This is a genomic window from Streptomyces sp. CA-111067 (genome assembly GCF_050956065.1).
In the GTDB taxonomy this organism is placed as follows: domain Bacteria; phylum Actinomycetota; class Actinomycetes; order Streptomycetales; family Streptomycetaceae; genus Actinacidiphila.
In genome coordinates this window covers 6,381,744-6,399,078 of record NZ_CP192103.1, presented here as the reverse complement: position 1 = coordinate 6,399,078, position 17,335 = coordinate 6,381,744, and the positions used below count along the sequence as shown (strand labels likewise).

The 17,335-nt window shown below is 68.0% G+C and carries 20 protein-coding genes; 8 read left to right on the top strand and 12 right to left on the bottom strand.

Annotated features, from left to right (window positions below; all coding sequences use genetic code 11):
• Window positions 1–164 precede the first annotated feature (164 nt).
• The 4 genes from ACQPW6_RS28305 to ACQPW6_RS28290 form a co-directional block, all read right to left on the bottom strand.
• A complete protein-coding gene (locus ACQPW6_RS28305) occupies window positions 165–482 on the bottom strand; it encodes a hypothetical protein (protein WP_433892516.1) in 318 nt (105 codons plus the stop codon).
• A gap of 423 nt (window positions 483–905) precedes the next feature.
• Window positions 906–1,232, bottom strand: a complete 327-nt coding sequence (locus ACQPW6_RS28300) for a hypothetical protein (protein ID WP_433892515.1) — start codon at window positions 1,230–1,232, stop codon at window positions 906–908.
• Complete coding sequence (locus ACQPW6_RS28295; RefSeq protein ID WP_433892514.1) at window positions 1,229–1,522, bottom strand: hypothetical protein; 294 nt, start codon at window positions 1,520–1,522, stop codon at window positions 1,229–1,231. The genes ACQPW6_RS28300 and ACQPW6_RS28295 overlap by 4 nt, the downstream gene beginning before the upstream one ends.
• Window positions 1,512–2,027 (bottom strand): bifunctional DNA primase/polymerase, encoded by a 516-nt coding sequence (locus tag ACQPW6_RS28290; RefSeq protein ID WP_433892513.1) that lies wholly within the window; start codon window positions 2,025–2,027, stop codon window positions 1,512–1,514. The genes ACQPW6_RS28295 and ACQPW6_RS28290 overlap by 11 nt, the downstream gene beginning before the upstream one ends.
• Before the next feature lie 381 nt (window positions 2,028–2,408).
• On the opposite strand from ACQPW6_RS28290, the gene ACQPW6_RS28285 reads away from it, so the two are divergent.
• The gene (locus ACQPW6_RS28285) at window positions 2,409–3,653 is read left to right on the top strand and encodes a hypothetical protein (RefSeq protein WP_433892512.1); all 1,245 of its coding nucleotides are present in this window, start codon (window positions 2,409–2,411) and stop codon (window positions 3,651–3,653) included.
• 18 nt (window positions 3,654–3,671) lie between these two features.
• On the opposite strand, the gene ACQPW6_RS28280 is transcribed toward ACQPW6_RS28285, so the two are convergent.
• Complete coding sequence (locus ACQPW6_RS28280) at window positions 3,672–4,577, bottom strand: phosphotransferase family protein (protein ID WP_433892511.1); 906 nt, start codon at window positions 4,575–4,577, stop codon at window positions 3,672–3,674.
• On the bottom strand, window positions 4,574–4,942 hold the full coding sequence (locus ACQPW6_RS28275) for a hypothetical protein (RefSeq protein WP_433892510.1): 369 nt from the start codon (window positions 4,940–4,942) through the stop codon (window positions 4,574–4,576). Before ACQPW6_RS28275 ends, ACQPW6_RS28280 begins: the two co-directional genes overlap by 4 nt.
• A 300-nt stretch (window positions 4,943–5,242) precedes the next feature.
• Here ACQPW6_RS28275 and ACQPW6_RS28270 point away from each other — a divergent pair, with 300 nt between their 5' ends.
• Window positions 5,243–5,548 carry a DUF6247 family protein gene (locus tag ACQPW6_RS28270; protein WP_433892509.1) on the top strand — a complete coding sequence of 102 codons (306 nt, stop codon included), beginning with the start codon at window positions 5,243–5,245 and terminating at the stop codon, window positions 5,546–5,548.
• Window positions 5,545–5,805: a hypothetical protein gene (locus tag ACQPW6_RS28265; protein ID WP_433892508.1), complete on the top strand. Its 261-nt coding sequence runs from the start codon at window positions 5,545–5,547 to the stop codon at window positions 5,803–5,805. The genes ACQPW6_RS28270 and ACQPW6_RS28265 overlap by 4 nt, the downstream gene beginning before the upstream one ends.
• 185 nt (window positions 5,806–5,990) lie before the next feature.
• On the opposite strand, the gene ACQPW6_RS28260 is transcribed toward ACQPW6_RS28265, so the two are convergent.
• Window positions 5,991–6,485, bottom strand: coding sequence for a hypothetical protein (locus ACQPW6_RS28260; RefSeq protein ID WP_433892507.1), 495 nt, complete (start codon window positions 6,483–6,485; stop codon window positions 5,991–5,993).
• A gap of 644 nt (window positions 6,486–7,129) precedes the next feature.
• On the opposite strand from ACQPW6_RS28260, the gene ACQPW6_RS28255 reads away from it, so the two are divergent.
• Window positions 7,130–7,612: a hypothetical protein gene (locus tag ACQPW6_RS28255; protein WP_433892506.1), complete on the top strand. Its 483-nt coding sequence runs from the start codon at window positions 7,130–7,132 to the stop codon at window positions 7,610–7,612.
• Between the two features lie 760 nt (window positions 7,613–8,372).
• Here the strand turns inward: ACQPW6_RS28255 and ACQPW6_RS28250 are convergent.
• Together ACQPW6_RS28250 and ACQPW6_RS28245 are read right to left on the bottom strand one after the other, a co-directional pair.
• Entirely contained in the window at window positions 8,373–8,597 is a 225-nt protein-coding gene (locus ACQPW6_RS28250) for a hypothetical protein (protein ID WP_433892505.1), read from the bottom strand.
• 4 nt (window positions 8,598–8,601) lie between these two features.
• Complete coding sequence (locus ACQPW6_RS28245; protein WP_433892504.1) at window positions 8,602–8,838, bottom strand: hypothetical protein; 237 nt, start codon at window positions 8,836–8,838, stop codon at window positions 8,602–8,604.
• 57 nt (window positions 8,839–8,895) lie between these two features.
• Here ACQPW6_RS28245 and ACQPW6_RS28240 point away from each other — a divergent pair, with 57 nt between their 5' ends.
• From ACQPW6_RS28240 to ACQPW6_RS28230, 3 genes are all read left to right on the top strand, one after another.
• Window positions 8,896–9,078, top strand: coding sequence for a hypothetical protein (locus ACQPW6_RS28240; RefSeq protein WP_433892503.1), 183 nt, complete (start codon window positions 8,896–8,898; stop codon window positions 9,076–9,078).
• 208 nt (window positions 9,079–9,286) lie between these two features.
• Window positions 9,287–9,616: a hypothetical protein gene (locus tag ACQPW6_RS28235; RefSeq protein ID WP_433892502.1), complete on the top strand. Its 330-nt coding sequence runs from the start codon at window positions 9,287–9,289 to the stop codon at window positions 9,614–9,616.
• A gap of 104 nt (window positions 9,617–9,720) precedes the next feature.
• Window positions 9,721–11,466, top strand: a complete 1,746-nt coding sequence (locus ACQPW6_RS28230; protein ID WP_433892501.1) for a glycoside hydrolase family 27 protein — start codon at window positions 9,721–9,723, stop codon at window positions 11,464–11,466.
• Between the two features lie 124 nt (window positions 11,467–11,590).
• Here the strand turns inward: ACQPW6_RS28230 and ACQPW6_RS28225 are convergent, their stop codons facing one another.
• The 3 genes from ACQPW6_RS28225 to ACQPW6_RS28215 all read right to left on the bottom strand — a co-directional run bounded on the left by ACQPW6_RS28225 (window position 11,591) and on the right by ACQPW6_RS28215 (window position 16,345).
• Complete coding sequence (locus ACQPW6_RS28225) at window positions 11,591–13,045, bottom strand: ATP-binding SpoIIE family protein phosphatase (RefSeq protein WP_433892500.1); 1,455 nt, start codon at window positions 13,043–13,045, stop codon at window positions 11,591–11,593.
• Window positions 13,046–13,171: 126 nt separating this feature from the next.
• A complete protein-coding gene (locus tag ACQPW6_RS28220; RefSeq protein ID WP_433892499.1) occupies window positions 13,172–15,124 on the bottom strand; it encodes an arabinofuranosidase catalytic domain-containing protein in 1,953 nt (650 codons plus the stop codon).
• A gap of 282 nt (window positions 15,125–15,406) precedes the next feature.
• On the bottom strand, window positions 15,407–16,345 hold the full coding sequence (locus tag ACQPW6_RS28215) for a GlxA family transcriptional regulator (protein ID WP_433892498.1): 939 nt from the start codon (window positions 16,343–16,345) through the stop codon (window positions 15,407–15,409).
• Window positions 16,346–16,555: 210 nt separating this feature from the next.
• Here ACQPW6_RS28215 and ACQPW6_RS28210 point away from each other — a divergent pair, with 210 nt between their 5' ends.
• Window positions 16,556–17,299, top strand: coding sequence for a DJ-1/PfpI family protein (locus ACQPW6_RS28210; protein WP_433892497.1), 744 nt, complete (start codon window positions 16,556–16,558; stop codon window positions 17,297–17,299).
• Window positions 17,300–17,335: the final 36 nt, after the last annotated feature.

Below are 17,335 nucleotides of genomic sequence, written 5' to 3'. Positions count from 1 at the left end.
CCACGAAGGTTTTCACAATCGTCTCGGAGAGCGGTCGTCACACCCTCCCCTCATCACCGCCCGTATGGCATTGCACGACCAGCCGCTTCCGGGCTGGGCTGCGGCGCTGGGGCGCCGGTCCCGCCCGGAGCGGCTGGGCCCTGCGGGCCAGATGTGGGCGTGGGCTACGCGGAGGGAGCGGCGCCGGGCGGGAGGAGGCCCTCTGCCGAGAGTTCTGCCTCCAGGTCGGTGAACGAGCAGCCCTTCAGCAGCATCAACTGCTGCGACGCGAGCACCCAGGGGATCCGCGCGTCGCCGTACTTGACGAGGTCGTCGGTCAGTCGCACCGGGCCGCGCGGGCCGAGGCGGTGAACGATGCCGAGGACGCCGCTTACCTCCGGCTCTCGCACCCGTACGGCCACGTAGCTGCGGCGCAGGTGCGGGCACAAGTTGGTGGATGCTGCGGCGCAGCGCAGGCAGACCGGGGGATGCGAAGCGGCCATCCCTTCTGGCCAACCCGGCCAGTCGCCCTCACCCTCTCCCAGGAGCCAAAGCACGCCCTGTTCGTTCCGGTCGGCCGGGCCGGCGCAGACCTGGCAGAGCAGTCGGCGCATGGCACGGCGCTGGCGGGCCGGGTGGACCGCTCCGAATCGGGGACGTCCCCTACCCGGAGCGAGTGCACTGCGGATCCACAGCACTCCATGACTGTCCCGATCGTGCGGCACCTCGTCCACGTAGCCGATGCCCCGCAGACCGCTCAAGGAGATCACGGGATCGGGCCGGCGACGTTCAGCGGTCCAGGGAGCAATGTAGGGAACGGTGACGGTCGAATCGCTCGCCTCGCGGGGATGCCCGTCGCTTACCTGCGCGTCTGAGCGCATGCGCTAATCCTTCGAGTGATGGTGGTGGACTCATTTGCATCGCGACTAATCGGCGGACGGATCGGCTCCTGCCGAATCGGTCTGCTCGGCCGAATCCCACTGAGCCAGCATCTCCATGACCAACCCGGCTCCCAGCAACCCGGCCAGCCGGGCGGCAACCTCCGGTCGGATCGACCCCAGGCTGACCACCCCTTGGCCGATGACGTTCACGTCGGCCTTCAGCCCGCCGAACTCCGCCGTCAGGCCGGCCGAACGCAGTTGTTCGGCCAAGGCGTCGGCGCCACGCTTGCCGTCGGACCAGCCGCGTATGTAAGGGACGCCCGGCGTCAGCGTTTCCGCACGCTTGGCACACACTCCGCGCGGGTCCGTCATGTCGGCTGCTCCCCTTCGATTGCCTGCGGGTCCTGAACAGCTGCAAGACCGAGGCTCAGAAGGTCGGCGAGTCGTTGCGCCGTCTCCGGCGAGACGCGGCCGAGTTCGATGAGCCCGTGGCCGAATGCGTTCAAGTCGGCCCGCAGGAAAGGGAATTCGCGTTCCAGCCCCGCCGAGGTCAGCACGTCCCGCAGGGCGATGGCCGCATCGCGGGCCGCGTACCATTCGGCGCTGTCCAGCGGCGCCCAGCAGCAGAGAGGGTCATCGGAATGATTCGCTTCATCCGGCATTGCGCTCCCCCTCCCCGAAGCGCGCCGCCCGCGCGAGGAGTTCGGCGGAAGCGGAGAGCATGACTGCGAGCGCGACCGTGGCGAGCGGCGAGGCGCTGAGTTCTCCGGCCGGCGCGAGCAGCCATTCGTACCGGTCGCCCGTCAACGTCAACGGGCCGGGCACGACCACGACCGCGTTCGTCTCCAAGTAGCGGTATGCCGGAGGAGCCGACGTCTCGCGAGCAAGCGCCCTGACGAACTGACCCTGAGAGCCAGGGGGAAGCATGAACCCCACCTTGCGAGCCGCCCAATCGGCGAGCACCGGCCCCGTCGGCATGTGACGGCGCCGGAGTTGGTCGAACGTCTCCAGTGCGAGTTCCTGGTCAACGGCCAGCAGCTCGAAGCGCGGTCCGATCGGAAGCGGGTACGGAGACCGCGGATCCTGTTGCCAGGTCGTCCGGCACGTCTCCCCGTCCTCGGCGGCGCGTGTGAGCCACTGGACGCCCGATCTCAAGACCCGTTGCATGTCCGCCCTTTCCGTCTATCCGGGCAGCGGATCTACTCGTCCGCCGCCGTTCCAGCTTGTGGCGGCACGCTTGATCTGGGCAGATGACGACCGGTGACGGGGGATGACGAGCCAGCCCCCCGCGCGTCATCCCCTGTCATCTCCCGCGGACTCCCCCAGTCCCGTATTTGGGCTTGATCGGACGCGCTGGACACGTACCGTGGTGATTCGGCTACGTGCGAGGCAGGGCGGGGAGGGTGCACCATGGCGGGCGCTCCCGAGGGAATCGGCTTACGGATCAAGTCGGCCCGGCAGCAGCGGGGATGGGGTCAGACCAGGTTGGTCAGCGAGCTACGGCGCCATGCCCACGTCGGCGGCCAATCCCTCCCGACAGATGCCAGCGTGAAGCGGAGGATCGCCAGTTGGGAGAACGGGCACAGCGTGCCCGATGACTTCTACGGCGCTCTGCTGTCCGGTGCGCTGGATCTTGGCCCGGCGGAGTTGGGCCTGCCGCCGCGCACGGGGCAGGACGCTTCGCTGCTGGAGGTGCGCTATCCGCCTTCTCCCGAGGCCGCGATCGGGGCGGTTGACCACCTGTGGCGAGCCGACCTGCACGGCTACGAGCCGTTGGTCGGTTCGGAGCCCTCCGAACCGGCTTGGAGCGACGCCTCGTTGCGGTGGCTTGTCGCTCCGGAACCCGCCGCGCTCTCCGAGAACACCCGAACCGGAACCCGCGTCAGCCTCACCGATGTGGCAATGGTCAGGTCCACCAGCGAGATGTTCGCCAGGTTGGACGACCAGTTCGGCGGCGAGCACGCCCGGCACTCCGTGATCCAGTATCTCAGCCGCGATGTGGCCCCGCTCCTCCGTGGCCGGTACGCGGACAACGTGGGCCGTGCCCTGTTCTCGACTGTCGCCGAGGTCACGCTCCTAGCGGCGTGGATGTCGTACGACGCGTGTCAACACGGCCTCGCTCAGCGGTATTACCTCCAAGCTCTCCGCTTCGCCCAGGACGGAGGAGACCGCCGGCTCGCGGGCAGCATCCTGTCGGCGATGAGCCACCAGGCCACGTTCCTCGGTCACTTCACGCAGGCCGCGACGCTGGCGCGGGCAGCACGTATGGGCATCTCCGGCGTGGCGACTCCGACGCTCATGGCCCAGTTCCACGCGATGGAGGCGCGCGCGCTGGCTCGTACCGGGGACCGGCGCGCGTGCGAGCAGGCCCTCGCCGAATCCGCCCGCTTCCTCGACCGACGCAACGAGAGCGACGAGCCCGAGTGGATCACCTACTTCGACGAGGCCGAACTCGCCGCCGAGTCCGCACACTGCTTCCGCGACATCAACAGCGCCCGCCAGGCCGTCGAGCACGCCCGCAACGCGATGAGCGGCAGCCACGTCCGCTCCGACTTCTTCGCAACGATGGTTCTCGCGGACGCTCATCGGCGAGCCGGCGACTTGGACGAGGCGTGCCGGATCGCTCTTGACGCGCTCGACTTGGGCGAGCAGTTGCGGTCCGCGCGTTGCGTCAGCTACCTCAGCGAGTTCCGTACCGCGCTCGCACCACACGCGAAGTCCACGGCCGTGCGGGAGTTGGGCGAGCAGGCAGCCGAACACCGGCTGTGGATCGCAGCGGGCACGCAGGGTTGAACGCGTAGAAGCGCGTAGTCAGAAGGGTCGCCAATGACGCCGGTCGCCGCCTGAGCGGATTGATTCGACGCGGCGGGCGAACTCCTCCGCGGCCTTCGCTTCCGTGGCCGCCTTGCCGCCCATCCACAGCGTCATCATCAGCTCACGGACGTCCGCCAGGACCGGGTAGCCGGGCCAGTTCATGAGATCGAAGCCATAGTGATGGACGAACGATTCGTACTGCTCGCGGGAGTGCCAGCCATACCGGTCGTAGTAGATCGCGGTGAGGATCAGGTCCCACTCACGCGGCGCGAGGGTGAATCCGTCCAGGTCGATCAGTACCGCCTCGCCGGAGCGGTTGCGGAGGATGTTGCCGATGTTCGCGTCACCGTGGATCAGTCCGAACGGCAGCACGAAGTCGAGCCGGTCGTATTCTTTCTCCAACTGATCGGCGCGCTCGGTAAGGAACGCCACGTCTTCCGCGTCGGCTGCGCTGAGACCGGTGAGCGACCGCCGCACCTTGGCGAACGGGTCGAAATACGGCAGCCCCAACGACTCCGGCTCCTCCAACCAGTGCAACCGCTTGAGCAGGTCGGCCAGCTCGCTGACGGTCGCGAACTCCTCCGCGTCCTGGACGCTCTCCCAGAACGTCACCACCCGCCCGCCGACAACCACCGGCTGTACCACGCCAGGCAGCACGCGATTCGCCGGAAACCGCTCCTCCCCTAGCCACCGGGCCACTCGCACCGCACGTTCCATCTCCGGCAACGTGCCCGGGTCCGCCGCGATCCGCACGATCACCCGCCGGTCAGCCAAGTCGTAGACCGCGTTGGAGCCGAGCCTCAGCAACTGGGCGCCCGACGAATCCAGGCCGGCCGATGCGCACGCCTCGCGCAGCACGGCAGCGGCCGTCTCCGCCGTTAGGCCCGTCGATTCGGCGTTCACAGACCGACCTCCAACTCTGCCGTCCTACGAATGCGGCCGATCTCGTCAACCGCGGCCAAGGGGTCACCCTCAGCGGTATCGACTATCTGTTCCAGCTCGCGAAACCGCGCAGCCCGGACGGGATGCCGGTTGATCGCCACGAAGACGGCCCAGGAGTGGACGAAGGCACGCAGCGGCCCAAGGCTCTGTGTCTGCTGGGCATTGGTCGCGGCCTCGAAGAGGTGCGCGGTGAGGGACGGCACCCTGTGCGGGGCGATCGTCTCCACGGCAACCCGCAGAGCTTCCGGCGTCAGCTCCGGCATTGGGACGAGCGGTCCGGCAGTGCCATCAATCGCTTCGCTGTCCCCGAGGGCGTCAGACACCATGCCACCGACGATACGGCCCGCTCCCCCGGCCCGGCAGGCCGTCTACGTCGTAGGGACGTAATGATCTTCCCAACGCGACCCGCCGACGACCCCACCCGCGCAGGTCAGCGTCCCGGAAAGAGCAACGGTCCCCCTGGCCTCCGGAGCCGTGTGCGCAGGTTCGAATCCTGCCGGGGGCACCTCGAAGAGGTGCCAGAAGTCCCCCCTGATTGGCAGAACGCCGATCAGGGGTTCTTCATATCAGTCGCGGAGGACGCCGTGAGTGCGCAGCCCGATGGCCCGTACGGACCACTGATCCCCATGCCGGAACTCACCCCCGACGCTCTCCGGGCCGCTGTTGCCAAGATCGCCCCGAGCAAGATCCCCGGCCTCACGCAGCATCTGTTCGAAGCCACGACCAACGCCCAGCAGACACAGAGCCTGGCTCCGCTGCGCGCCTTCGTTCACTCCTGGGCCGTCTTCGTCGCAATCGAACGCCACCCGGCGCGCGCCGCCCGGCTCCACGAACTGGAACGGCTCATCGACGCAGGCGAACACGAGCCATCGGACGCGATCACCGAAATCCGTCGCATCCGGGACACCGCGGAGGCGGAGACCGACCTGTGAGCGAGTGGACGTGGGACTACAACCCAAGCGCCGAATACCTGACCGCCGGACTCCCACCGGGAGTCGTCGCCGAGGTGGAGCGCCTGGCCACTGAACTCGCCGCGATCGGCCCCGATTCGACAAAAGTCGGCCGCCCCTTCGACCGTGAGGGCGGCCTCCGCGAGTTCGATATCCTCAACGGCCGCGGCTTCATCAGCTTCCTGCCCGTACCGCGCCACGACTGCGTCTACATCTGCCACATCACCTGGTACGGCTGAGCCCCATCACCGGCCAGGCCAACATTCCTCGCGATAACACCGCGCGCCTCATCTAGCCACGCGAGAGAGCCCCGGATCGCTCCGGGGCTCACGATCACCTCTCAGACCGCGTTTGAGAGGTGATCAGTGCCATCTTGAGAGTCCGTTGTTGCTTCCCGTCGGTCGAGGATCCGGAGCGTCAGCGGTCAGGTGAAGCCGACCTCTGTGAAGGCGCAACCCCCACGCTCTGTGTATGGCAGCGCCTGTCGAGAGACGAGTGTCGGAGCCTGCCGGAAGTACTGGCGGTATCCGGACGCCCGGAACTTCAGTTCGAACGCATGGCCCTCGATATGCCAGAGCGGCAGGTCTTGACGGCCGTCATCAGGCACGAGGCGGTACAAGCCGTCGATATCCAGGTCCGGAATCGTGCCCTTGAAGTCAAGGTCCCCTTCAAGGTCCCAGACATCTTCGAAGACGAGCGTTGCCGGGGACACCCAGAAGGAGAAGCGCGTCGCAGGTGGGACCGGGTGGACCCAGCGGACGATGTAGTCGAGGTCAAGGACAAGCCGCGGCATAATTCCCTGGCTCGCCTGCACGGACAGGCCATGGATGGTGGCGTCGTGCCAGCCCATCTCCTCGAAGTCGGCGTCGCTCCAGGCGCTCTTGGAGAGACCCGATGCCTGGTGACCGCCGTTGTCCATACTCGTATCCAAGCAGACCCCTTGCCGATCCCGGCCATCTGCGCCAGCTCCACAGCACCTTGGTGCCGTTCTCCATCCTGGTCGGCACCAAGTACGAGGAGGAGCCGCCCCCGGATGCCCCACCCCGACCAGGCCCAAGCCCTCCGCCTCCCCGAAGGCGTCCCGGTCCTGACCATCCCCCGCGTCACCCCGACGAACACGACAAGCCCCTCGCCCTGGAGGAGTTCCAACTCCCCGGCGACGACCTCGAACTCGCCTACCCCCTCTAACCAACAACTGCCCCGGCTCAAACTATCTCTACGTCTTCAAGGCACCGGCTTCGCTACCGCTGCGCCGGCCGCGCGTCCGGGGTCCGGCCGCGTCGCGCGCGGGAGGCCCAAGGCATGAGGTCAGCACCAGCCGAGGCTGGGGCCGGTCGGCCCCACGGCTATAGGCAGCCACCATGGGGCGAGCCTCGAAAATCGGGGCCCACATCGGGCTATTGCGGGCAGCTCCAGGGACTGCCCGAGTTACGGAAAGCTTACTGGTCCCGATCTCTCGCCCCATGGCAGCTCCCGCCCAAATCCGCCCCGCCGACCTAACTCACCGTGGCGTGGGCAGAGAATCGACGGGAGACCGAGGTGCAAACTGAGTACCATGCGCCCATGACACTTGAGGAAGCAAGCAGGGAACGAAACCCGTTCCTGGAAGCGGTCGGCTCGATCACCTTGGCCGGCGGGATGCTAGACAATCATCTGCGTACCCTGCTCGGCTCATTGGCACACGAGCCGACACTCCTGGCTCATGCGAACGCGGAGAGCACGGACCGGCTCATCGACCTGTGCCGACTCGCGCTTAGAATGCAGGCCATCCCTAAGGATGAAGCCGCCGAAGTGAATAAGTGCCTCGACCTTGCGAGAGATCTAAAGAACAAGCGCAATCAAGTTGTTCATTCCATTTTCTTCCATCAAGAAGATGGCGAAATACAGGCAATGAAGCCAGTTAAGAAAACCATTGGGATGTCCGGTACGGCAATTACGGTTAGCGAAATGGAGGAAACGGCAGCTCAAATTCAAGAACTGTGCTTGGAACTATTCCGAACCGGCTGGAACGCCACTGCCCATAGGTCGGGTATGGACAAATTCTGAGGACACCACCGCTTGGGCCGCCGCTGTGCCGCGCGAGGGCACACAACAGCGACCAACGCTGACGACCGTTGACGGCTCGGCCGCTGGTCACAGCGTTGATCACTTAGGTGGTCCCAGGTCAGCGGGCCCCCGCGTCACTACTTCGGCTTCTGATCGCCCCTGGCCATCGAACACGACCAAGCGGCCGTCCGGGTCGAACCGGAGCACCTGGGGTCCAGGGGGTCCTCGGACGCTCCGTCCGGCTCAGGATGAAGCTCCGCGTAGCGCTGAGCGTAGAGATCAACTGCCTCGCGGAGTGAGCATCCTCGCGACTCACGAATCGTGCTCACTGCGAGGATGGTGCGACCCTCCAGGATGTCACGATCTTCACTCTCCGGCAGTTCTGCCACATCTCCCCCTACTTCCAGCATTGCAGGAGAGCAAGTACAGCCACCCTGGTCAACCGAGTTGAGTCGCAGACCAATTAGAGGAAACACTCCGTACCCGTCACGTGCCCGTCTGACGGGCTAACAGGGGAGACCACGGGGAACAAGCGGGCCGGGACGCCCCATAGGCCCTGCAAAGCGCCGTACGAGGTCACCGCAGGGGCACCGCACTCGTCTTCCGACCTTGTGCGGTACAGCAACGAAGTACAGCAAGCCCAACGATCGGCGCCACAAGGCGTCGCCCCTCGGTGAACCAGTCGCAACCTGAATGGCCTGCGCGTCTGAGCGCATGCGCTAATCCTTCGAGTGGTGGTGGTGAACTCATTGCGTCGCGACTATTCGGCGGACGGATCGGCCCCTGCCAGATCGGTCTGCTCGGCCGAATCCCACTGAGCCAGCATCTCCATGACCAACCCAGCTCCCAGCAAGCCGGCCAGGCCAGCGGCGACCTCCGGTCGGATCGACCCCAGGCTGACCACCCCCTCGCCGATGACGTTCACGTCGGCCTTCAGCCCGCCGAACTCCGCCGTCAGGCCAGCCGAACGCAGTTGCTCAGCCAAGGCGTCAGCGCCACGCTTGCCATCGGACCAGCCCCGGACATACGGCACGCCCAGCGACAGCGTTCCCGTGGCCGAACGCGTTCAGGTCGGCCCGCAGGAACGGGAATTCGCGTTCCAGCCCGGCCGAGGTCAGTACGTCCCGCAGGGCGGTGGCGGCATCGCGGGCCGCGTACCATTCGGCGCTGCCCAGCGGCGCCCAGCAGCAGAGAGGGTCATCGGGATGATTCGCTTCATCCGGCATTGCGCTCCCTCCCCGAAGCGCGCGGCCCGCGCGAGGAGTTCGGCGGAAGCGGAGAGCATGACCGCGAGCGCGACCGTGGCGAGCGGCGACGCGCTGAGTTCCCCGGCCGGCGCCAGCAGCCATTCGTACCGGTCACCCGTCAACGTCAACGGGCCGGGCACGACCACGACCGCGTTCGTCTCCAAGCAGCGGTACGCCGGAGGAGCCGACGTCTCGCGAGAAAGCGCCCTCACGAACTGACTCTGAGAGCCGGGGGAAAGCATGAAGCCCACCTTGCGAGCAGCCCAGTCGGCCACGGCCGGCCGGCGCCGTGCTCCAGCGCGTCCGCGCCCTGGACGTACCGGCTCGGTGGCCGGCTGGCGACGAGGTCGACGGACGCCGTGGCCTTCGGTGCATCGCACGGACGCTCGGCCTCGGCCACGTCCTGGCCGTCCGCTTCGATTACCGCGTGGGCACCGCCATCGGCCGCCTGACCGTCACCCAGCTCGCTGCCCGCGTCCCGAAGCGGAACCGGATGCGCATGCGCACCGGCTACGACCACGGCCTCAAGGGCGATCGCCACTACGACCGGGCCACGCTCGGCATCCACCCTGATGGCACCCCCGACGACCAAGCGGGCGGGCACTGCCTCGGCCTGGTCCGCCGTCACCGCCGCACCCGCGAACCTGACTTCTGCCGCTGTCGCTTCGCCACCCCGCCAACATGGCGGAGGACTTCCCGTTCGCCAAAGGGAGTTGTCGGCTGCCGCAGCAGTCCGGAAGTGATCGAATCTGTCTGATCGAGTCGACTTTGGTGGATGTATTGACACTCGATCGAACACTAGGGCTCAATACGGAACGGTCTGAAACCCCGCCGTGGAGTGAACCGACTCGAAGGAGAGTCATGTACAAACGCGCGCTGGTCGCGACGGTTGCCCTGGTGTCGTCGCTGTTCGCATCCACCCTGACGGGCTTGACGCCCGCGCAAGCCCAGGACAACGGGGCGTCGCGGACGCCGCCGATGGGGTGGAGCAGCTGGAGCTCGGTCAGGAGCAGTCCGACCGAGGCCAAGATCAAGGCTCAGGCTCAGGCGATGCACGACTCGGGCCTGATGTCCGCGGGTTACAAGTACATCAACCTGGACGACTACTACATCAAGAACCCCGGCACCACGGTCGATCAGTACGGTCGCTGGGTCGTGGACAACGGCAAGTTCCCGGACGGGATGAAGAACCTGGGTGACTTCGTCCACGGCCTGGGTGAGAAGTTCGGCATGTATGTGACGCCGGGCATCCCGAAGGCGGCGTACGACCAGAACACCCCGATCGAGGGCACGTCGTACCACGCGCGGGACATCGTCTCGAGCACGTCGACCTTCGAGTCGAACTACGGCGGGTTCGGCAATGTCATGTACTTCATCGACTACAACAAGAACCCCACCGCGGCACAGGCGTTCGTGAACTCGTGGGCGAACCTGTTCGCCTCCTACGGGGTCGACTACATCAAGATCGACGGCGTGCACACCAGTGACCAGAACGACGTCATCGCCTGGTCGAAGGCGCTGAACCAGACCGGTCGCACCATCCACCTCGGCCTGTCGAACACCCTGGACATCAACAACATCAAGACCTGGCAGCAGTACTCCAACAGCTGGCGGACGGGCGGCGACATCGAGTGCTACTGCTCGACCCTCACCACCTGGAGCAACGTCGGGCCGCGGTGGGCGAACCTGGCGCAGTGGGGGCAGTACGCCGGTCCGGGCGGCTGGAACGACCCGGACTCGATCGAGGTCGGCAACGGCGACCACAACGGCCTGACCGTGAACGAGCGGCAGAGCGTGATCACTCTGTGGGCGATCACGCGGTCGGTGATGATGCTGGGGAGCGACCTGACCAACCTGGACGCCGGCGACCTCAACATGCTGAAGAACGCCGAGGTCACCAACGTCAACCAGACCGACTCCGTGGTGGCCAGCCAGATCTCCAACAACAACGATCTGCAGGTGTGGGCCACGAGGCAGAAGAACCCGGACGGCAGCTACACGGTGGCGTTGTTCAACCGTTCCGACCGGGCCGGCAACGAGACGGTGACGGCGAACTTCGCCGACCTCGGGTTCAGCGGTTCCGCCACCGTGCGCAACCTCTGGGGCAAGTCGAACGAGACGCTCACCAACTCCGTCAGCCGCAGTCTGGCCCCGCACGAGTCCGCGTTGTTCAAGGTCACCCCGTCCGGCTCCGCGACTCCGGTCGGCGGCAACCTGACCAGTAGCCTCTCCGGCCGCTGCGCCGACGACGCGAACAGCACTCTGGTGAACGGCACTCAGTTGGAGGTGTGGGACTGCAACGGCGGCGCCAACCAGAGGATCACCTACAGCTCCTCGGGCAAGACGCTGAAGGTGCTGGGCAAGTGCTTCGACGCGCACGGCGGCGCTACCACCGCCGGTACGCACGTGGAGATCTACGACTGCAACGGCGGCACGAACCAGCAGTGGAACGTCAACTCCAACGGCACGATCACCGGCGTTCAGTCCGGGCTCTGCCTCGACGTCACCGGGACCACCAACCCCAACGGTGCGGGCCTGGAGTTGTGGAACTGCAACGGCGGCGCCAACCAGAACTGGACCCTCGCGTCCGGCGTCAAGGTGGCCTGACGAACCGGGCCGTGATCATCGTTCCTGACTGAACGGGCTGGTCGCACGGACCGACTTCCGGTCCGTGCGATCACCGGGCCGCCGGGTCGCCGGGCCACCCGACAAGGACCAACGCCACCCGGCACTAGCCCGCGCGGGGGAACGGCTGCTCCACCCAGATCGTCTTTCCCGTCTCGGTGTAGCGGGTCCCCCAGCGGCGGGCCAGCCGGCCCACGATGTACAGCCCGCGACCGCCCTCGTCCAGCAGGCGGGGCAGGCGCATGTGCGGGGCGGTGCTGCTGGTGTCGGAGACCTCGCAGATCAACGAGTCGGCCCTGATCAGCCGGAGCACGACGGGCGGGGAGGCGTGCCGTACGGCGTTGGTGACCAGTTCGGTGACCATCAGCTCGGTGGCGAAGGCCGCCTCTTCCAGCCCCCATGCCGCCAGTTGCCGGCTTGCCGCCGCCCTGGCGTGGGCGGGGGACCTGGCGTCCGCGGGGTACGTCCAGGTGGCGACGTCGCCGTCCTTGACCGCGTGGACGCGGGCCAGCAGCACAGTGACGTCGTCGTCGCCGTCCCGGGGGGCGATGCGGTAGACGTCGTCGCAGATCTCGGGCAGCGGACGGGAGCCGGGCGGGAGCGCCACGGCGACGTCGGCGAGGGCGGCGTCGGGGGCGCGGTGGCGCAGGTCGAGGAGGCCGTCGGAGAACAGGGCGAGCACGCTGCCGTCCGCGAGGCCCAGGGTGGTGGCGTCGAACGGCGTGCCGCCGATGCCCAGTGGCGGGTGCTGGGCCAACTCGGGGAAGGCGGCGGCACCGCCGGGTTCGAGCACTCCCGGCGGCGGGTGCCCCGCGCTGGCCAGCGTGCAGGTGCCGGCGACCGGGTCGTACACCGCGTACAGCAGGGTGGCGCCCAGGTCGCGGGTCTCGTCCTCGTCGGCCAGCTGCGCCGCCAGGTCGTCCATCCGGGACAGCAACTCGTCGGGTGGCAGGTCCAGGTCGGCCAGGGTGCGTACCGCTGTGCGCAGCCGGCCCATGGTGGCCGCCGCGTGGACGCCGTGTCCGACCACGTCGCCCACGGTCAGCCCGACGCGGGCGCCGGACAGCCGGATGACGTCACACCAGTCGCCGCCGACGCCGGCCTCGCTGTCGGTGGGCGCGTACCGGTGACACACCTCGACCGCCCGACTTCCCGTCAGCCTCTCCGGCATCAGGCCCCGTTGCAGCCCGAGCGCCACGTCCTGGACCTTGTTGAGCGTCCGTTCGCGGACCCTGGCGAGGCTGACCAGCACCGCCGTCGCGGAGGCCACCCCGAGGAAGGCGACCTTGATCAGCGTCACGTCGGCGTCCTCGCCGTCGCGGGCGAGGGTGATCGTGGTGTACACGAGCACGGTGAGGCCGCCGAGCGCGGCGGTGAGGTACGCGCCGTGCACCGCGGCGGCGAGGAAGGGCACCACGGACAGCAACAGCCCGTAGTGGTCGCCGGGCGAGACGACGGCCAGCATCGCTCCACCGGCGGCGAGGACGACGAACGGGATCAGCCGAACCCACAGTCCGACGGCGCCGGGACCCGCGCGGTGAGCGGCAAACACGCTGCCCATGCGTTCGACACCGCCCCTCCTTCACAGCACGCCCCAGCCAGACACCCGGCCATCGGGGTGAATATCACCACAAATCCTAGGGTACAGGACGAGTCTGGCCTCGATCTTCCAGGTGGGCGGGGGCGGTCAGTCGTAGATGAGGTCGAAGGACTCCCACGCGCCGATCGCCGCGACCGATGTCCTGTTGGCGATGAGGGGCGAGGCGCCGGCGTTGTCGGCGGTCACGATGTCGCGGTTCGCGTGGGCGCGCAGGCTGACGCTGCCGTCGGCGTTGTCGATGAGGTCGAAGCTCTCCCAGAGCCCTGCCGTTGGCCTGTTGGCGATGAGAGGGGAGGCGCCGGCGTTGTCGGCGGTGACGTACTGGCTGTCGGCGTGGGCCCGCAGGCTGACGCTTCCGTCGGTGTTGCCGACGAGGTCGAAGGTCTCCCAGGGGCCGATCGTCGTGCGGTTCGCGATGAGCGGGGAGGCGCCGGCGTTGTCGGCGGTGACGTACTGGCTGTTGGCGTGGGCACGGAAGCTGACGGGAACGGTGTCGCGGACCAGGTCGAACTCCTCCGTGGCGCCGACAGCGGTCTTGTCGGCGATGAGGGGGGAGGTGCCGGCGTTGCCTGTGGTGACGAACTCGTTGTCGGCGTGGGCCCGCAGACTCACGCTGCCGTCGGGGTTGTGGGTCAGGTCGAAGGTCTCCCAGGGGCCGATCGTCGTGCGGTTCGCGATGAGCGGGGAGGCGCCGGCGTTGTCGGCGGTGACGTACTGATTGTCGGCGTGGGCCCGCAAGCTGACGGTGGCGTCGGGGTTGGTGATCAGGTCGAACGTCTGGTTCTTGCCGATCGTGGTCGCGTCGGCGATGAGCGCGGAGGCGCCGTTGCCGGGCGCGTCGACGTACTTCCCGTTGGCGTGTGCCTTCAGGCTGACCACCGATGCGGTCGTCGGGACCCCGGTGGTGTTGTTGCCGTATCCGGCCGAGACCAGGCCGGCCTGCACCGCGTTCTCGGTGGCGTCGGAGGGGTAGCCGGAGGTGACGGCGCCTTCGAAGAACTCGCCGTTGCCCCAGATGCTGTTGTCGCCGCCGGTGCCCAGTTCGATGGAGGGCTGCACCTTCATCGGGTTGTAGCCGTTCGGCGGGAGCGGCCCCGAATACGACTGGGTGAGCCCTCCCTGCTGCCCGTTGCCGTACTTCAGGGTGAAGTTGGTGGTGCCGTTGTTCTTCTCCCAGGCGGACAGGAAGGACCCGTACTCGCCGGGGGTGTTCGACGGGTTGGCGCCGGTGTCGCTGAAGAACATGCCGTTCTCCAGGTCACCGCCCACCCACGGGCCCGGGCCGTCGCAGTTCTTGGTCCAGCAGTCGGTGCCGTAGTAGATCGCGTTCATGGTGGCGTTGCCGTCGTCGGTGTTGTCGGACTCGCCTGCTCCGAAGTCGAAGCAGCAGCCGTCACTGGTGATGTTGGACGACGTCAGCATGTAGATGCCCTCGGGCTTGGAGCCGGTGGGCACGTTCTTGGCGTTCTGGATGCGGTATCCCATGCCCTGCGCGTTGAACAGCGCCCCGTACGCCGGCTGGCCACCGACCGTGACGGGCAGTGCCATGGCGTTCACACCGATGTCCGACCCGTTCGGTCCCGGACCCGGGATCCCGTGCGAGCAGCCCGAGCAGGACGTGCCCGCCGATATCGGCATGTGGTTGGCGTTGGGCGTCTGGTCGTACAGCTCGGTGATCGTGCAGCTCGTCCCGGCGCAGAACGACACCTGCGCCGCGGCGCCGACCACCCCGCCCGCCGACTGGACACCGACATTGAGCCGGCTGCTGTCGGAGGCCCGCTGGATCTGGTACAGCGGCCCGTTGTAGGAGGCGTACAGCGCGCGGGTCGTGCTGTACGCCGCCACGCACGGCGTGCCGCCGGACGCGTAGACGTCACACGGGAGCGGTGCTGCGGCGGCAGACGTGGCTGCTCCGGCGGACGTGGCGGTGGCAGTAGCGGTGGTCGCCGCCGTGGCGGAGGCGACGGCTGCGAGCAGGACGACCAGCAGGCACGCTGCGGTCCGCCATGTTCGCCGCCGGACGGTGGTGAGAAAGGGCATGTGTACCTCCGTCGGTACAGAGCGCCGAGTAGGCGTGGCAGCGGTGGGGGGAAGCGTGCTCCGAGCGCGAGCACCGCGCGCAGTCCGTGGGGGACCCTGCGGTGCGCGGCGATTCAACTCGCCTACGTCAGAGACCGTCAAGGGGTCTGACGTCCGAGGTTTCTCCTAACTCCAGGCCCTAGTGCGCGTGTAGCCGTGCAACCGCGCACATAGTCAGCAGCTTTTGCCCTCTATGCCCCTTTGGTTGATCTGATATTGATCGCATTTACAAAGAAGGGAACGTCAGCTGAAGGAGCGGCGGTAGGTGTGGGGGCTGACGCCGGTGGTCTTCTTGAAGCGGTCACGGAAGGCGGTGGGGGAGCCGAATCCGACCTGGGCGCCGATGCGTTCGACGGAGTGGTGGGTGGTTTCCAGGAGGTGCTGGGCCTGGCGGATGCGTGCGCGGTGGAGCCACTGGAGGGGGGTGGATCCGGTCTGTTCGCTGAAGCGCCTGATCAGGGTGCGGGTGCTGGTGCCGGCGTGGGCGGCTATGGCGGCGAGGGTGAGGTCGGAGCTCAGGTTGTCCTGCAGCCAGGCCAGCAGCGGTTCAAGGGTCGATCCCCGGGGTGCGGGCGTGTGGGGGTGGACGATGAACTGGGCCTGTCCGCCCTCGCGTTCCAGCGGCATGACGGACAGCCGGGCGGCGTCGGCGGCGACGGCTGAGCCGTAGTCGCGGCGGATCATGTGCAGGCACAGGTCCAGGCCCGCCGCGGCGCCGGCGGAGGTGAGGATCTGGCCGTTGTCGACGTACAGGACGTCCGGGTCCACCTCGATGTCGGGGTGACCCTCGGCCAGGAGGCCGGCTGCCGACCAGTGGGTGGTGGCGCGCAGGCCGTCCAGGAGTCCCGTGGCGGCCAGGGGGAACGTGCCGGTGCAGATGGAGGCGATGCGCGTGCCGTTGCCCGCGGCTGAGCGCAGAGCGTCGCGGACGGCGTCGGCGAGCGGGGCGGCGGGGTCGGCGGTGCCGGGAACGATGATCGTGTCCGCGGCCGCGAGAGCGTCCAGCCCCCAGGGCGCGCGCAACGTGAAGGCGCCGGCGTCGACCTCCGGCCGTTCGGCGCAGACGCGGATCTGGTAACCGGGGCGTCCGTCCGGCAGGCGGGTCCGGGAGAAGACCTCGATCGGGGTCGACAGATCGAAGGGGATCACCTGGTCCATGGCCAGGACGGCAACGGTGTGCATGGCAGGAAAGTACCTGTTCTCCGGCTGAGGTGCCATGGTCCTGGTGCCGTTCATTCAGCAGGTTGTACAGCTCAGAAGCCTGCGCATTCATCTGGCGAGATTCCGTTGGAACGTGTCACTCCTGCCACTTGGGGGCGGGTCCGCGGCCCGGTTAGCGTCGACGACGACTCCGGCGCGGGCCGGATGACGACAACGCGAAGGAACCTCTCCGTGCATGCCCAGATCGTCCTGTTCGACGGCTTCGATCCGCTCGATGTCATCGCCCCCTACGAAGTGCTCCACGCCGGCGGCACCGCCTCCGGCGGCGCGGTGAGCGTGGAACTGGTCTCCGCCCAGGGGCCGCGCGAGGTGCCCAGCGGCACAGGGAGCCTGGCCCTGCGCGCCACGAGCACCCTGGATCCCGCCCGCGCGGGCCTGATCCTGGTCCCCGGTGCCTCGGGCCGGGTCAGTGGGCCCGACGAGGTCCCCGGGGCGGGAGAACCCGGCGACGTCCCCCGGCCGGGAGAGCCCGGCGAGGTCCCGGACCGCCACGCGGGGGCCGGGGCACGGGGGCAGGACGAATTCGTCCCCGTCCTGCTGGGCCGCGCCCTGACGACCGAACTGCCCGCGCTGCTGAAGGAGGCGATGGACAACCCCGAGGTGACGATGAGCTCGGTGTGCGGCGGCTCGCTGATCCTGGCCATGGCCGGGCTGCTGGAGGGCCGCCACGCCACCACCCACCACCTGGGCCTGGACATGCTCGACGCCACCGGCGTCCACGCGGTCCACGCGCGCGTCGTCGACGACGGCGACCTCGTCACCGGGGCCGGCGTGACCTCCGGCCTGGACCTGGGCCTGTACCTGCTGGAGCGCATGGTCGGCCCCCAGGTCGCCCACGCCGTCGAAGAGCTCTTCGCCCATGAGCGGCGCGGCACCGTCTGGCGCCCCGAGGGCCCAGCCCCCGCCGATCTGTGACCGCGGGCACCGGCCCCCACCCACCACCGCACCGCG

Excerpts from the sequence above, each read along its gene's own strand:
- ACQPW6_RS28255 (WP_433892506.1), top strand. The coding sequence starts at position 7,130 with ATGACACTTGAGGAAGCAAGCAGGGAACGAAACCCGTTCCTGGAAGCG.
- ACQPW6_RS28245 (WP_433892504.1), bottom strand. The coding sequence starts at position 8,838 with ATGCCGGATGAAGCGAATCATCCCGATGACCCTCTCTGCTGCTGGGCG.
- ACQPW6_RS28290 (WP_433892513.1), bottom strand. The coding sequence starts at position 2,027 with ATGCAACGGGTCTTGAGATCGGGCGTCCAGTGGCTCACACGCGCCGCC.
- ACQPW6_RS28215 (WP_433892498.1), bottom strand. The coding sequence starts at position 16,345 with ATGCACACCGTTGCCGTCCTGGCCATGGACCAGGTGATCCCCTTCGAT.
- ACQPW6_RS28295 (WP_433892514.1), bottom strand. The coding sequence starts at position 1,522 with ATGCCGGATGAAGCGAATCATTCCGATGACCCTCTCTGCTGCTGGGCG.
- ACQPW6_RS28260 (WP_433892507.1), bottom strand. The coding sequence starts at position 6,485 with ATGGACAACGGCGGTCACCAGGCATCGGGTCTCTCCAAGAGCGCCTGG.
- ACQPW6_RS28300 (WP_433892515.1), bottom strand. The coding sequence starts at position 1,232 with ATGACGGACCCGCGCGGAGTGTGTGCCAAGCGTGCGGAAACGCTGACG.
- ACQPW6_RS28230 (WP_433892501.1), top strand. The coding sequence starts at position 9,721 with ATGTACAAACGCGCGCTGGTCGCGACGGTTGCCCTGGTGTCGTCGCTG.
- ACQPW6_RS28275 (WP_433892510.1), bottom strand. The coding sequence starts at position 4,942 with ATGGTGTCTGACGCCCTCGGGGACAGCGAAGCGATTGATGGCACTGCC.
- ACQPW6_RS28240 (WP_433892503.1), top strand. The coding sequence starts at position 8,896 with ATGACCGCGAGCGCGACCGTGGCGAGCGGCGACGCGCTGAGTTCCCCG.
- ACQPW6_RS28305 (WP_433892516.1), bottom strand. The coding sequence starts at position 482 with ATGGCCGCTTCGCATCCCCCGGTCTGCCTGCGCTGCGCCGCAGCATCC.
- ACQPW6_RS28270 (WP_433892509.1), top strand. The coding sequence starts at position 5,243 with ATGCCGGAACTCACCCCCGACGCTCTCCGGGCCGCTGTTGCCAAGATC.
- ACQPW6_RS28220 (WP_433892499.1), bottom strand. The coding sequence starts at position 15,124 with ATGCCCTTTCTCACCACCGTCCGGCGGCGAACATGGCGGACCGCAGCG.
- ACQPW6_RS28225 (WP_433892500.1), bottom strand. The coding sequence starts at position 13,045 with ATGGGCAGCGTGTTTGCCGCTCACCGCGCGGGTCCCGGCGCCGTCGGA.